The organism is Leucobacter faecis, from assembly GCF_054456695.2.
Map to the genome: position 1 here is coordinate 63,527 of NZ_JBTJER020000012.1, position 13,939 is coordinate 77,465.

The 13,939-nt window shown below is 66.1% G+C and carries 16 protein-coding genes; 12 read left to right on the forward strand and 4 right to left on the reverse strand.

Translation table 11 applies throughout. From position 1 onward, the window contains the following. The first annotated feature begins 6 nt into the window (after positions 1 to 6). Positions 7 to 579, forward strand: a complete 573-nt coding sequence (locus ACXR2W_RS12210) for a PaaI family thioesterase (protein ID WP_458815198.1) — start codon at positions 7 to 9, stop codon at positions 577 to 579. Between the two features lie 31 nt (positions 580 to 610). Here ACXR2W_RS12210 and ACXR2W_RS12215 read toward each other — a convergent pair whose 3' ends face one another. After that, entirely contained in the window at positions 611 to 1,183 is a 573-nt protein-coding gene (locus ACXR2W_RS12215) for a TetR/AcrR family transcriptional regulator (protein ID WP_458815196.1), read from the reverse strand. Between the two features lie 98 nt (positions 1,184 to 1,281). Between ACXR2W_RS12215 and ACXR2W_RS12220 the strand changes: the two genes are divergently transcribed. The 4 genes from ACXR2W_RS12220 to ACXR2W_RS12235 all read left to right on the forward strand — a co-directional run bounded on the left by ACXR2W_RS12220 (position 1,282) and on the right by ACXR2W_RS12235 (position 5,206). Continuing rightward, positions 1,282 to 2,058, forward strand: a complete 777-nt coding sequence (locus ACXR2W_RS12220) for an electron transfer flavoprotein subunit beta/FixA family protein (protein WP_458815194.1) — start codon at positions 1,282 to 1,284, stop codon at positions 2,056 to 2,058. 8 nt (positions 2,059 to 2,066) lie between these two features. Next, positions 2,067 to 3,047 (forward strand): electron transfer flavoprotein subunit alpha/FixB family protein, encoded by a 981-nt coding sequence (locus tag ACXR2W_RS12225; protein ID WP_458815192.1) that lies wholly within the window; start codon positions 2,067 to 2,069, stop codon positions 3,045 to 3,047. 254 nt (positions 3,048 to 3,301) lie between these two features. Further along, a complete protein-coding gene (locus ACXR2W_RS12230) occupies positions 3,302 to 4,435 on the forward strand; it encodes a cytochrome b/b6 domain-containing protein (protein ID WP_458815190.1) in 1,134 nt (377 codons plus the stop codon). 96 nt (positions 4,436 to 4,531) lie between these two features. Continuing rightward, the gene (locus ACXR2W_RS12235) at positions 4,532 to 5,206 is read left to right on the forward strand and encodes a metal-dependent transcriptional regulator (protein WP_458815188.1); all 675 of its coding nucleotides are present in this window, start codon (positions 4,532 to 4,534) and stop codon (positions 5,204 to 5,206) included. 4 nt (positions 5,207 to 5,210) lie between these two features. On the opposite strand, the gene ACXR2W_RS12240 is transcribed toward ACXR2W_RS12235, so the two are convergent. Together ACXR2W_RS12240 and ACXR2W_RS12245 are read right to left on the reverse strand one after the other, a co-directional pair. Next, positions 5,211 to 5,594, reverse strand: coding sequence for a DMT family transporter (locus ACXR2W_RS12240; protein ID WP_458815186.1), 384 nt, complete (start codon positions 5,592 to 5,594; stop codon positions 5,211 to 5,213). Positions 5,595 to 5,601: 7 nt separating this feature from the next. Next, positions 5,602 to 5,916: a DMT family transporter gene (locus tag ACXR2W_RS12245; protein WP_458815378.1), complete on the reverse strand. Its 315-nt coding sequence runs from the start codon at positions 5,914 to 5,916 to the stop codon at positions 5,602 to 5,604. 181 nt (positions 5,917 to 6,097) lie between these two features. Between ACXR2W_RS12245 and ACXR2W_RS12250 the strand changes: the two genes are divergently transcribed. After that, positions 6,098 to 6,778, forward strand: a complete 681-nt coding sequence (locus tag ACXR2W_RS12250; protein ID WP_458838297.1) for an asparagine synthase — start codon at positions 6,098 to 6,100, stop codon at positions 6,776 to 6,778. 27 nt (positions 6,779 to 6,805) lie between these two features. On the opposite strand, the gene ACXR2W_RS12255 is transcribed toward ACXR2W_RS12250, so the two are convergent. After that, a complete protein-coding gene (locus ACXR2W_RS12255) occupies positions 6,806 to 7,129 on the reverse strand; it encodes a GNAT family N-acetyltransferase (RefSeq protein ID WP_458815182.1) in 324 nt (107 codons plus the stop codon). Between the two features lie 98 nt (positions 7,130 to 7,227). Between ACXR2W_RS12255 and ACXR2W_RS12260 the strand changes: the two genes are divergently transcribed. The 6 genes from ACXR2W_RS12260 to ACXR2W_RS12285 all read left to right on the forward strand — a co-directional run bounded on the left by ACXR2W_RS12260 (position 7,228) and on the right by ACXR2W_RS12285 (position 13,712). Beyond that, on the forward strand, positions 7,228 to 7,956 hold the full coding sequence (locus ACXR2W_RS12260) for a hypothetical protein (RefSeq protein WP_458815180.1): 729 nt from the start codon (positions 7,228 to 7,230) through the stop codon (positions 7,954 to 7,956). Further along, complete coding sequence (locus ACXR2W_RS12265) at positions 7,953 to 9,671, forward strand: adenosylhomocysteinase (RefSeq protein WP_458815178.1); 1,719 nt, start codon at positions 7,953 to 7,955, stop codon at positions 9,669 to 9,671. The genes ACXR2W_RS12260 and ACXR2W_RS12265 overlap by 4 nt, the downstream gene beginning before the upstream one ends. A gap of 9 nt (positions 9,672 to 9,680) precedes the next feature. After that, positions 9,681 to 10,994 carry an amidohydrolase family protein gene (locus tag ACXR2W_RS12270; protein WP_458815176.1) on the forward strand — a complete coding sequence of 438 codons (1,314 nt, stop codon included), beginning with the start codon at positions 9,681 to 9,683 and terminating at the stop codon, positions 10,992 to 10,994. 175 nt (positions 10,995 to 11,169) lie between these two features. After that, the gene (locus ACXR2W_RS12275) at positions 11,170 to 11,997 is read left to right on the forward strand and encodes an ABC transporter substrate-binding protein (protein ID WP_458815174.1); all 828 of its coding nucleotides are present in this window, start codon (positions 11,170 to 11,172) and stop codon (positions 11,995 to 11,997) included. A gap of 81 nt (positions 11,998 to 12,078) precedes the next feature. After that, positions 12,079 to 12,924, forward strand: a complete 846-nt coding sequence (locus ACXR2W_RS12280; RefSeq protein WP_458815172.1) for an amino acid ABC transporter permease — start codon at positions 12,079 to 12,081, stop codon at positions 12,922 to 12,924. Next, positions 12,921 to 13,712: an amino acid ABC transporter ATP-binding protein gene (locus tag ACXR2W_RS12285; RefSeq protein WP_458815170.1), complete on the forward strand. Its 792-nt coding sequence runs from the start codon at positions 12,921 to 12,923 to the stop codon at positions 13,710 to 13,712. The genes ACXR2W_RS12280 and ACXR2W_RS12285 overlap by 4 nt, the downstream gene beginning before the upstream one ends. Positions 13,713 to 13,939: the final 227 nt, after the last annotated feature.

Consider the following 13,939-nt stretch of genomic DNA (forward strand, 5'->3'; position numbering starts at 1 on the left):
CCCCTCATGAACACCCCTCTGGTCCAAGCTGCTGCGCACGCGCGCGAACTCATCGATGTGCTCGTGCGCCTCGACGAACAAACGCCGATCGCGGCGGAGCTTGCCGCTCGGCTCGAAGCGCTCGTGCAGGAGGCCCGACCGCACGCGGCGGCGGGCGAAGAAATCGTGCTCGCCGCGGGGCACGATCGCAGCGGGTTCTTGGACCGGTCACCCGTGACGGGGGCCCTGAACCCGCAGGCGCCCCCGCTCACGACAGTCACGGGAGAGGGCCGTGCTTCGGCGAAGGTGACCCTCGGGCTCGCGTACCAGGGGCCTCCCGGCCGAGTGCACGGCGGCTGGGTCGCGACGCTGCTCGATCATCTCATGGGCACGGCCGCTGGCACGGTCGCAACTTCGTGGATCTTCACGCGCTCGCTCACGGTCGACTACGACCACGGCACACCGCTGTTCACCGAACTCGATGTGCAGGCGTGGGTGGCTGAGAACGACGGCCGCAAAATGTGGGTCGAGGGCAGCATCGCCGCAGAGGGCAAGATCGTGGTGCGTGCGCGCGGACTCTGGTTGGGGCCCCGTGAATAGCGCGATCCGGATCAGGGAGCTGGGCCCGGTTCTATGCCGGGCTCAGGTCCCCCTGGATCAGGGACCTTGCCACGTCGAGCGCGATCTCTTGGCGGTTGGCGATCGGAATATCGCCGAGCAGCGGGCGTTCGGTCTCGAACATGATCAGCTCGCGGTGGATCAGGTCCATGCCAAGCAGCGCACGGACGCGCTGCGCATCGCTCGCTGCCGGGGGAGTCGCCAGTTCGATCGTGCGGTCGCGATGGTACAGCACGCGGTCGTGCACGCTCGAGCTGTCGGCTGCCCACGGCCGCCTGCTGAGCGCTGCGACTCCGCGTGGATCGGCGCGCAACACATCGATGTACCGCAGCATGAACTGCCACCGCGCGGTGGCGTCGTCAAACTGCGGCGGCGTCTGTGCAAGCAGCGCATCGACCTCGTCGAGCAGCGGGTTCACGAGCGCCTCCATGATGCTTTCCTTGCTCGGAAAGTGGTAGTAGAGGGACGCCTTGGTGATGCCCACCTCGTGGGCAATCGCACTCAGCGGGGCGGCGGCGTAGCCGCGCTCGGTAAACAGCTTGGCGGCGACGTCGAGGATCGAGTCGCGCGTGCTCAGTTCGTTCACAGTTCAGAAGCTCATTTCCTCACTCGTCCGTCGAGTGTGATGCTTCCATGCTAGTCGGGTGACTCGCACCCATTTTTGAAGCCGAGATCGGAGAAACAATGAAGTTAATCGTTCTAGTCAAAGAAGTGCCCGACACCTTTGGTGATCGCAAACTCGACCTGGAAACGGGTTTGGCTGACCGGGCGGCGTCAGAGAAGGTGCTCGACGAGATCTCAGAGCGCGCGCTCGAAGTGGCGCTGCGCTATGCCGATGAGCACCCGGGCACCGAGATCACAGCGCTAGCGCTCGCACCGGCTGACGCGACGACGACCGTGCGCAAGGCACTCGCGATGGGCGCGGATCGGGCCATTCACGTGGTTGACGACGAGCTCAGCGGCGCAGATATCACCCTCACCGCCGAGACGCTGGCGGCCGCGATCCGGCGAGAAGAGTTTGATGTGGTGATCGCAGGTAGCGCTTCGACAGACGGTGCGAGCGGCATGTTGCCCTCAGCGTTGGCCGAATACCTGGGCGTGGCGTGCCTGTCGGGGTTGTCTGCTGTTGAGGTTGATGAAGACAGCGTGCGTGGCACCCGCATCGTCGACACGGGGGTGCAGCAGGTGAGCGCGGCCCTGCCCGCGGTGATCACGATCACCGAGGCGCTACCAGACCCGCGGTTTCCGAACTTTAAGGGGATCATGGCAGCGAAGAAGAAGCCGCTTGACGTCGTAGGGCTCGGTGATTTGCAGGTCGAGGCGCTGCGGCCTGACGCCGCTCGCTCGATCATGCTGAACATCGCCGAGCGCCCGCCGCGTAGTGCGGGCATCAAGATATCTGACGAGGGCAACGCTGGGTCACAGCTAGCGCAGTACCTCATTGAGAACCGACTGGTGTAGGAGAAATCATGTCTGAGTTTGCACACAACTCTGTATTGGTCGTCGCCGAAACAACGCCGGCGGGCGCGCTCACCAGCAGCGCGGCTGAACTGCTGGGAGCAGCGAGTCTCGTGGGAGAGCCGGTAGCGCTGCTGCTCGGCCACGCGACTCTGGCTGCTAGCCTCGCTCAGTTGGGAGCGGCGCGCGTGCTCATCGCTGAAGAGGCTGCGCCGGTAGCGGGTGCTGCGCTGAACGCGGCGGCCATCGACGCCGTGTCGGCAGCGGCTGAGCTCGTTGCCCCCGACGCGATTCTTATCGCCCACTCGCGCGACGGCGCCGATATTGCCGGGGCAGTCGCTGTGCGCACGCGACGCGCGATCTCAGCAGATGTCGTCGGTGTTGAACGCGATGAGCTCGGCGTCGTGGGCGTGCACTCCGTGTACGGCGGCGCCTACAACCTGGTCTCGACCGCCACCATCGGAGCCCCGATCATTACGGTGCGAGAGGGGGCGGTTGACGCGCGCGCCACGGCTGCGCCGCTGCACGAGGTGCCACTGACACTCGCCAGTTCTGATCGCCCCGCTGGAGTGATCGACGAATTTGTACCCGGGGCACAAGCGTCCTCGCGGCCCGAGCTGCGCAGCGCCGCACGAGTGGTGTCAGGTGGGCGCGGGCTCGGGTCGAAAGAGAAATTTACGCTCGTTGAAGAGCTCGCTGACCTGCTTGACGCCGGGATCGGCGCGTCTCGCGCTGCCGTCGACGCGGGTTACGTGGCGGCTAACCACCAGGTGGGGCAAACGGGGGTCACCGTGTCACCGCAGCTGTATGTGGCGCTGGGCATTTCAGGGGCGATTCAACACCGAGCCGGCATGCAGACCGCGAAATCGATTGTGGCGATCAACAAAGACGGTGATGCACCAATTTTCGATGTCGCAGACTTTGGCATTGTGGGCGACGTGTTCGAGGTTGTGCCGCAGCTGATGAGCGCCCTCGAAGAACGAAAGGGATAGCCATGGCGACATTTACTGCCGTGCCACGCCAGGGGCTGCCGCGCACACCGGGTGGGGCACCGTGGCCCGAGTACCTGGCTGGTGAGCATGTACCTGTTGAACATGTGCCTGTTGAACATGCGCCTGTCGAGCACGTGCTTATAGAATGCGTTGCTGAGACGAGCGTGATCGAACCGCACACAGTGATCCGCCCGCGCCAGGGGCTTCCGCGTGTGGCAGGAGGGGCACCCTGGCCTCCTGTCCAGCAAGAAGCTGTGGCATCCGAAGAGACGATCAGTGCACCGCCCGAGAGCGCGATCCTGACAGAGCCGGAGCCGGTTGTGCCGGAGCCGGTTGCGCCGGAGCCCGCAGATCCGGAGCTCACAGATCCGGAGCCCGCAGATCCGGTGCTGCCGGAGCCAACACAGGCAGCCGTGGCGCCTAAAACAGTGGCGCCTAAGACAGCGGCGCCCGCTGTGGCGGCGCCTGTTCCTCCGGCACCGAAAGCGCCCGCGGGGCAGTACAAGCCGAGCGGTCGAGCGCGGCAGGTCGTGCTGTGGGCGTTGGGGCTCATCGCAGCGGCGGGCGTGTTCGTGCTCGCCGCGCGCGGGGTCACAACGCTGCCGGGCGTGCCCGAGTGGCTTGCCAGGTACCCGGGCGAATATGCTCCGGCGGTTGAGGCCACGCCGGGCTTCCCCGCGTGGGCGCGCTGGAGCCACTTTTTGAACTTCTTCTTTATGGCTCTGATCGTGCGCTCGGGGTTGCTCGTGCGTACCCAACAAAAACCGCCAGCGTTTTGGACTCCCCGTGCGGGCGGCAAGAAGGTGAGCATTTACCTGTGGCTGCACACATCGCTCGACGTGCTGTGGGTGGTCAACGGGCTCGCGTTTGTGGTGCTTTTGTTTGTGTCGGGGCACTGGGCCCGCATCGTGCCGACGAGCTGGGAAGTGATTCCAAATGCGGCGTCGGCCGCCCTGCAGTACGCGACGCTCGACTGGCCGACAGATGACGGCTGGGTCAACTACAACAGCCTGCAGCAGCTGATGTATTTTGCCGTCGTGTTTATCGCGGCGCCGCTCGCGGTCATAAGTGGGGTGCGCATGAGTGAGTGGTGGTCTGACAAGTGGGAACGAATCAACCGAGCCTACCCGGCGCCTGTTGCGCGCGCCGTGCACTTTCCGGTGATGCTGTTCTTTGTGCTGTTTGTGATTGCGCACGTCACACTCGTGCTTGCGACGGGTGCTCTGCGCAACCTCAACCACATGTTTGCCGGCAGCGATGCCATCAACTGGGTTGGCTTCACCTGGTTTGTGATCGGCGTGCTCGTTACGGCGGGGGCTGTCGCCGCAGCGCGCCCACTCGTGCTCGCACCGATTGCGGGGCTCTTCGGGCGGGTGAGTAACCGCTAACCGGCGGGGTGCGTATGCCGCAGCACACGGCGGGCAGTGGTCGGGCCCGCCGTGTCAGGGCATGCAGAGCAGGGCACGCCCCGATAACCTTGAGTCGTGAGCGTCGACAACATCTCCCCGAGCATGCAGAACTACCTGAAGGTGATTTGGGGGCTGCAGGAGTGGTCTGATGCACCCGTATCGAACTCGGCGATTGCCGAGGCCGCGGGCGTGCGACTTTCAACAGTGTCTGATGCGTTGCGCAAGCTTTCTGATCTCGAGTTCATTGGGCACGCGCGCTACGGCAGCGTTACGCTCACCGAAGAGGGGCGGCAGCACGCGGTGTCGATGATTCGTCGCCACCGTCTGCTCGAAACATTTTTGGTGGAGACGCTCGGGTACGAGTGGGACGAGGTGCACGATGAAGCTGACCGCCTCGAGCACGCCGTGTCAGATCAGCTCATCGACCGGGTAGATCGGGCGCTGGGTTACCCCACGCGCGACCCGCACGGTGACCCCATTCCAAGCGCCGCAGGGCGCGTGCACCGGCCCGACGCTGTGCAGCTGACAGGTGCGCAGGCGCCGTGCCGGGTGCGGGTCGAGCGCATCTCTGACTCAGACAATGAGATGCTGCAGTACTTCGCGAGCCGCGCACTGGTCGTCGACACCGAACTGGCGGTGCTGCCGGGTGAGCCCTACTCTGAAACAGTCACGGTGCAGGTCGACGGCGCAGAGCCGGTGCGGCTTGGCGCGGCGGCGGCGGCGGCGATCTGGGTCTCGCGCATCGACTAGCGGGCTACCCGGCCGCCTTGGTGCGCTCTGGGTCGCGCGTGAATTTGAGTCCGATCACGCAACCGATGATGCCTGCGAGAAACAGCAGCTTGAGCACCGACGGTGACTCGCTGCCGGTGAGCATTGACACGAATACGGTGAGCGCCGCGCCCGCCCCCGTCCAGATCGCGTATGCCACGCTCACCGGCAGACCGCGCATGGCGTAGCCGAGCCCTACCAGGCTCAGCGGGTTCGCAATCAAGAAGACGACGGTTGGTGCGAGCACAGTGAACCCCGCCGAAGCGTCGAGCGCGAGCGCCCACACCGCTTCGAGAACCGAGCTCGCCAACAACACGAGCCAGTGCCTCGTGCGCGGCACCTTCGCAGCCGGTGAAATCTTTGCAGCCACAGGCACTTCAGCTCACCACTTTCAAGCCAGCGACGCATGCCACAAGCCCCGCGAGCAGCAGTACGCGTGCGACTGTGACGCGGTCGGCTCCCGTCGCGAACGCCCACACCGTGGTGAGCACCGCGCCGATCCCCACCCACACGGCATATGCGGTGCCCACGGGAATCTGGTGCAGCGCGAACGAGAGCCCCACCATACTCGCGACCATCGACGTGACGAACGTTACGGTCGGCCACAGCCTACGAAACCCCTGTGACGCATCGAGCGCGGTGGCCCACACCGCCTCAAGCATGCCGCTCAGAATAAGAACAACCCAAGCCAAAGCCACGGCTACTTCTTTCTGGCAGTCGTCAGTGTGCGGGTACTGCTCCCTCGTCCGCACCCCAGCCGCGGGGTCAGAGCCAGTCTGACACATTTCGGTTGTTCTCTGCGCGCGTTTGCGCGAATCTCGGCGGCATCAGAGATAATGGAGGGGTGCGCCAGCGGCGCGAGAAGGGAGCGCGGTGTTCGGTAAATGGAAGAAGCGCGAACGTAGTACCTCACGGGGGCTACGCAGGCTTCCCAAACGCGTGCTCGCTCCCGTCGAGGAGATCGTCGAACAGGGCCTACTCGTGGCCGATGTGGCCGTGCGCATGCAGGTTAAGAACGACATCATTATGAACGCGCTGAAGCGGCAGGTCGACTACGACGCCGGGCAGATTCGCGAGATGGTGCGAAGCGCGTGCGAAGATCTTGCCGTCGAGCGCGAGAAAGATGCGCGCCACATTTCACGCATGCGTAATGAGATTCGAGACACGGGCCGCAGCTCGTGGAGTGAGTCTGACTACGGCAATGATGACAATCGCACGCTGCGACACCGTCAAGAGGTGTACGAACAGGTCGCCCAAGAACTGCACAAGCGTGCGGCAGACCCCGAGTACCTAGAGTCCACGGCAGAGCGTGCGCGCCTGGCGGCCTGGCACGAAATCGGCGATTCACTGGCCGACCGTGCGACACACCCCTACTACAGCGGCGGCGACAACGACGAGTATCGCAGCGAGCGCGACAGCCGCATTCAGCAGCTCATCGCGAAAGACTTGACGTCGCTGATTCGCGAACAGACCGCCAAGAACGAAGCGGGCGGAGGCGGCGACGCGTCAGACGCCCCCAAGAAGCGCATCTTTAAGCGCAAGGAGCGCAGCTAGCGCGATCGTGGCTAGCACTGAGCGGAGCTAGCGCGACCGCAGCTCGGGGTGCTTGTCGAGGAAGCCTGCGATAAACCAGCACGAGGCTGCGATGCGTTTGCCGACCGTCACATCACCGGTCAGTGCGTGCCGGGCGAGCAGCCCTGCGAGCCCGGTGCCGCGCAGGGTGGGGCTCACGACCGTGTGATCGAAGTCGATCGCCTCACTGCCCACGAGTGTGTAGTGCGCTTCGCCGACTAACTCGCGCGCATCGCCCACACCGCGATACACCGCATACCGTGAGGCAGCTGGCTCGTGCACGATGTGAAAACCATCGGCCGCTGCTTGTGCTTCATCGATATATCTAGCCATACCCACACCCTACGCGTGCACGCACCACCTGCATACCCCTGCACCTGGCGCTCAGCTGTCGTCGGCAAAGCCCGCTCACCGCGACTATCCTCGAACGTGTGGTTATAAAGTTTCGATCAGGCGCCCCCGTCGGTAAAGCCGGCGCGGTGGGCGTAACAGTCGTCGCGGCCGCGCTGCTTCTCACGGGTTGCAGCGGCGGTGCAGGCAACGCAGGCGGCGGGCCCGCAGCGGCCCCCGAGCCCGAGGTGCTCTCGGCCACCGAAGCTGGCGGTATTTACCTCGACGCGGTGTGCCCGGTGAACGCGGCGTGGGACGACGTCGACGTCGAACTCGAACGACTGCGACTCACCGTCTCGCGCGGTGAAGATGACACGAGACGCTTCGCGGCTGCAATGGAGAAGGTCGCCCAGCAGAGCAAGGCCGCGGCGCGTGCGCTCGACCCACGGGTGCTCGATAAGGGTGGGCATGCCTGGCCCGACTCCGCCCTCGACGAGATCGAGGCGGTGCAAGAGACCCTCGAGGCCGATGAGAAACAGGCCACGAAGGTATCAAAACTCGATGCCGCCGAGATTCTGGCATACGCCTGGCAGGGCAGCACCGAGCTCGGCACCGCCGCGAGCGAGGCACGCTCCGTGCTCAGCCTGCCCGCTGACGGCGAGAGCGCGTGCGCGCAGTGGGCAGAGCAGGCCGCGGCTGAGGCGGCGGCGAAGAAAGCTGCCGCAGAAGAAGCGGCTCAGCAGGCTGAGGAAGACGCGAGGAAACAAGCAGGCTCCGACAAGCAATCAGACTCCGATACGCCCGCTGAGAAACCGAAGGTGAAACAGTGACGCACGAACTGCTCAACAACTCACCCGCGCCCGCAGACGGCGCGCGTGCAACGGCGCTCGCGGTCGAACGCGCGGTGCGTGCGGCGGCGCGGGCGGGCAACAGGCTGCTGGCCGCGGGCACTGCCCGCGTGCTCGTCGAGCACGACGCCTCGAGACGCGCGCTGCTTAGCACCCTCGCGCGCATGGGGGTACGCGAGGCTCGCTCCGGATCCCCGGTAGATTTCATCTTTGTCGATGGCGGGGCCACCACGTTCGACGCGGCCGAAACGGTACCGGCAGCGGGCGTTCGCCCCGAGGCTCAGGCCCGGCTACCCGCCGTTGTCGTGGGGCTCGACGGCTCAGTCGCTTCACCGCGCGGGGCGAGCCCGGCAGCGCGCATCGACTGGGCCGAGCGCGGCATGCCCGCCACCGCCGTGCTCGCGCAAGAGCTCGCACGCGGCGTGGGCGCGGGCGTGGGCACAGCCCTGGTCGCAAGCGATCGGGGAGCCGCGAGCACCGCGCCCAAAGTCGCGGTGAGTTTGGTACTCGAACCCAAAACGGCCGCATTTACGCGCACGCTCGTCACGGCGGGGTGCGAGGTGGCAGTGTTTAGCGCGGTGTCTGAGACTGACCCCGAGATCGCGCGTGAGCTTGCGGGCGGCGGCCAGGTGACCGTGTTTGCCCCGCAAACACACACCCCAGAAGACGCCGTACGCGATGTCGATGCGCGCCACGCTGCGGGCATATTGGACTGGGCACCCGACTACCTGATCGATGACGGCGCGCACCTGATTCGGCTCGCGCACACCGAACGCCCCCGGGCGCTCGAGCAGCTGCGGGGCGCGGCCGAAGAGACGACGAGCGGGGTGCGGCCGCTGAGGGAAATGGCGGCGGCGGGCGCGCTGCGGATTCCCGTGATCGCGGTGAACGATGCGCGCACAAAAACCGGGTTTGACAACCTGATTGGTACGGGCCAGTCGTGCGTGTTTGCGATCTGTGACCTGCTTGACGACAACCGAGCAAACCTGCCCTACACCGGAGCCTTCGGCACCCACTGGGTCGTCGTGGGCTACGGACCCGTGGGCGTGGGCACCGCACGGTTCGCGGCGGCGCTCGGCGCGCGGGTGACGGTCGTTGAGCATGACTCTGTACGTGCGCTTGCCGCGCTGCACGACGGGTTTGAAGCGTGCGGCATGGCAGAGGCGATCAGGGATGCCGACGTTGTCGTGAGCGCGACGGGCGTGTGGCACACGATCACCGCGGCGCACTTCGCGGCAATGCGCCCCGGCACCGCCGTCGCTGTGGCGGGCGGCATTGACGATGAGCTCGCGCTCGACGAGCTGCGGGCCCGCGGCTGGGCCGAGACCGTGGTGAGTCCTGGCGCGCCTGTGTGCAGCTTGGCCGAGTGGCGTGCACCAGGCGCCGCGCGGGGGCCGATCGTGCTCGCGGGCGGCGGCGGCATCAATTACACGGCCGCTGAGGGCAACCCGATCGAGGTGATGGACCTGTCATTTGCCACGCAGGTGGCAGCGCTCATTCGGCTCATGCGTGAGCGCACGCCGCCCGGTGTGCACGCGCTGTCGGCGGCCGAAGAAACGCGGGTCGCGCGCGCGGCGCTCGCCGCGCGCGGCGGTGGGGCTGATCCGGCGCCAGAAGTGATGCGTGCCGGGGGAGCCGCGCAGCCGTGGCCGGTGCACCGGTACCGTACCCAGGCTGGGGCGGGCGAGACGGCTTAGACTCGTCTGGTGAGTTCCCAGCAAGAAATCGTCGTTTACAGCGCCGCCCTCGTTTTTCCCGTCACCAGCCCGCGCATCGCAGACGGTGCGGTCGCGGTGCAAGGCGACCGCATCTTGCACGTGGGTGACCGCCGCTGGGTGATCGAGGCGCTCGCCGATCGAGGCGCTCGCTACCGCGAAGAACGGTGGGACGGCGTGCTCGCGCCGGGCCTCGTGAACGCGCACACCCACCTGCAGTACACGCACATGGCAGAGGTGGCGACGCGCAGCTACAACGGATTCGATGACTGGGGCGACGCCTTCGACGTCGTGTACGACCGGGTGGGGCACGACTGGGCGACCGCCGCGGCAGATGGCGCCGCGATGAGCCTTGCGGCGGGCGTGACCGCCGCCGCAGACGTCGTGACCGACCGCGAAGCGCTGTCGGCGCTGCATGACGCTGGCATGCACGGCATCGCCTACTGGGAGGTGTACGGCGCAAACAACGCCGGCTGGACCCCCGAAGCAAAAGACGCGGTGCGCGAGCAGATTCGGCAGATCCCGGCACCCCCCGGGGCGGGCGTCTCGCCGCACGCCCCCTACTCGCTCGACGTGCAGCCGCTGCTTGAGCTGCCCGACATTGTGCGCGAAGAGGGGCTCCGGCTACACATTCACCTTGCCGAGGCGCACATGGAGCGTGAATTTGACGGCATCGACGGGTATGCGGGCCCGGGCGGGCACGGCTCGTGGCCTGAGCTTGGCGCCGACAGCTTCAGGGCGCTTCGCTCGCACGGCATCGGTGTCTCGTCGACACAGTTCGTCGACCACCTGGGCGTGCTCGGCCCCGACTGTCACATTGCGCACGGCGTGTACGTGAGCGCCGAAGACCGCGCGCTGCTGCGTGCCCGGGGCACGAGCGTGGCGCTGTGCCCCCGCTCAAACGAGGTCATTGGGCTCGACATGCCGCCCGTCGCCGCGTACTTGCGCGAGGGCAACCAGATCGCGGTGGGCACCGACTCGCTGTCGTCGTCGCCGTCGCTCGACCTGCTCGCCGACGTCGCGAAGCTCTATCGTGTGGCCCGCGACCAGGGGTACCGCGGCGACGACCTGCACCAGCGGCTCTTTGGGGCGGCGACGCTCGGCGGGGCCGAGGCGCTCGGGCTGCACGTCGGCAAGAACCGGATCGGGCAGCTCGGCGTGGGGGCGATGGCCGACCTTGCGTTCTTCAGCGTGCCCACGCACAACCCCGACGTCGCGCTCGCAGAGCTCGTTGAAGCAGGCTCAGGCCGCGCCCGGCGCACCATCGTGGCGGGCGTCGAGAAGTTCAACGCCGCGACCCAGTAGTGGTCTGTGTCAGCCACTCGCCCCAATTCGTGCTAGTCGTAACCGGAGTGTTACGCGCAAAGGTCAGACGTCGCCGCGCGGTCTCGTAGACTAGCTGATGGTCTTCGGCGCCGTAGCCCCGCGCTCGCGTCCACAGGTTTCGCACCATCTCGTTCACCTATCTAGGAGTTCTCGTATGTCTCGCACGTCACGTGCCCTCGCCACCGTCGCTGCCGGTGCCGCCGCCCTGCTTGCCCTCACCGCCTGCTCATCTGGCGCTGCCGACACCGCGACCGGTGTGGGCCCGGTCACCGAGGGCAAACTCACGATTGCGACGGGCGAGCCCGCGTACGCGCCCTGGGTGATCGACAACAACCCCGAGTCGGGTGAGGGCTTTGAGGCGTCCGTGGCCTACGCCGTAGCAGACGAGATGGGTTACGCTCACGACGACGTCGTGTGGGTGCGCACCCCCTTTGAAGCGGCCATCGCGCCGGGCCCCAAAGATTTTGACATGAACATTCAGCAGTTCTCGGCCACCCCCGAGCGCGAGAACGCGGTCGACTTCTCGAGCCCGTACTACGTCACCACCCAGGCAATCGTCGCGACCGAGGGCACGAAGGCCGCGACGGCGAAATCGCTGAAGGATCTCGACGGCACCGTGTTTGGTGTCGCTTCGGGCAGCACCTCGTTCACCGTCGCTGAGAAGGTGTTTGGTGACAGCGCCGAGGTGCGGGTGTTCAACAACCTTGACGACGTCGTCGCTGCGCTCAAGAGCGGCACGATCGACGCGCTCGTGACCGACCTGCCAGGCGCCTTCATTGTGCGCGATACGCAGCTCGACAACGGTGTGATCGTTGGCCAGCTCGCCGACGAGGCCGGCGATGAGTTGGCCTTCCTGCTTCCCAAGGGCTCAGACCTCACGGCAGACGTTTCGAAGGCCGTCGATGCGCTGCGTGACAACGGCACGCTCGACAAGCTTGCTGCCGAGTGGATCGCCGACCAGGGCGCCCCGGTTCTCAAGTAGCGTTTCGCTCAAGTAGCGTCTCGCGTTTGCGGCTCCTCAGGCCTCGCGTAGCCGCCCTCCACACAACGACAGGATCCCAAGTTGGCCCACACCGTCAGCGCTATCGAGCTTGACCGCCGCGCGTACCGTCGCGCGCGCGGTCGCCGCTCGGTGTTCGTGAGCCTCGCGAGCACCCTCGTGTTCGCCGCCGTCTTAGTCATCGGGCTGATGTCGAGCCCGGGCTGGGCGCGCGTGCAAGAGACCTTCTTCGCCTGGGATGTCGCGGTGCAGTCGTTTCCGCGCATCATCGAGGGACTGTGGCTCAACATTCAGGTGCTCGCCATTGCGGGCGTAGGCGTCGCCGTCTTGGGCACGCTACTCGCGGTGGCGCGCACACTTAAGGGCGCGGTGTTCACGCCGATCCGGCTGCTGGCGGCGGGCTACACCGACCTGTTTCGCGGTATTCCGGTGCTGCTCGTGCTGTACCTCGTCGGGTACGGAATCCCGGGGCTTCAGCTCACGGCCAAAATGCCACCGCAGTTCTGGGGCACAATCGCGCTGATCCTGTGCTACTCGGCCTATGTCGCAGAGGTGCTGCGCGCCGGCATCGACGCGGTGCACCCGTCGCAGCGTCTCGCGGCGCGGTCGCTGGGCTTAAGCCACGGCAAAACGCTGCGCATTGTGGTGCTGCCGCAGGCGGTGCGCAAGGTGACGCCCGCGCTCATGAACGACTTCGTGTCGATGCAGAAAGACGTGGGCCTCATCTCGGTGCTCGGCGCCATCGACGCGGTTCGTGCCGCACAGATCGAGACCGCGATGGCCTACAACTTCACGCCCTATGTGGTCGCGGGGTTGCTGTTCGTACTGCTGTCGCTGCCGTTCATTCGCATCACAGACATGCTGACGACTCGCGCCCAGAAGCGCGAACAGATCGGAGGTGTCGTGTGAGCGACGCAACGCAGGCTGGCGAGACTCAGGCAGCCAAGACCAGCACCCCCGTGCTCGATGTGCGGGGCGTCTACAAGAAGTTTGGCGACCGGCCGGTGCTGCAGGGCATCGACCTCGCCGTCGAAGCGCACGAGGTCGTCGTGCTCATCGGCGCGTCTGGCTCGGGCAAATCGACGCTGCTCAAGACGATCAACCTGCTCGAGCAGATCGACGACGGCCAGATCATGCTCGGCGACACCGACATCTCTGACCCGGCGGTCAACACCGACAGGGTGCGCGCCCGCATCGGCGTCGTGTTTCAGCACTACAACCTGTTTCCACACCTAAACGTGCTCGATAACGTGACGCTCGCGGCGCGCAAGGTGTTTGGCACCCCGCGCGCGAAGGCCGAGGCGCGCGGCCACGAGCTGCTCACGCGCATTGGGCTCGGGGACAAGGCAAAGGAATTTCCGGATCGCCTCTCGGGCGGCCAGCAGCAGCGCGTCGCGATCGCCCGTGCGATCGCGACCGATCCGGAGCTGCTCTTGCTTGATGAGATCACGAGCGCGCTCGACCCGCAGCTGGTGGGCGAGGTGCTCGACCTCGTGAAGGAACTCAAGGCGGCGGGCTCCACGATCGTGATGGCGACGCACGAGATGTCCTTTGCGCGCCGCGTGGCCGACCGCGTGGTGTACCTGAAGGACGGTGTGCTCATCGAATCGGGCACCCCCGAGCAAATCTTTGAGCACCCCGAGCGTGAAGAGACGCGCGAGTTTCTGGCGCGCCTGCGCGACCCCTTCGAGCAGTAACCCGTCAGCGGGCTCACCCGCCAGCGGGCATTCTGCGCGACGGCCTCTCCACGTCGTTCTGCGCGACTGTTTCACCACGTCATTCTGCGCGACGGTTTCACCCCGTCATTCTGCGCGACTGTTTCACCACGTCATTCTGCGCGACGCAGGAGTCGCTGTGAGTATTAAGTTGGCTGGTCTGGGACTGGCTGGCAGGCTAGGCACTGGCCGTTGATTCTCACTCCCGA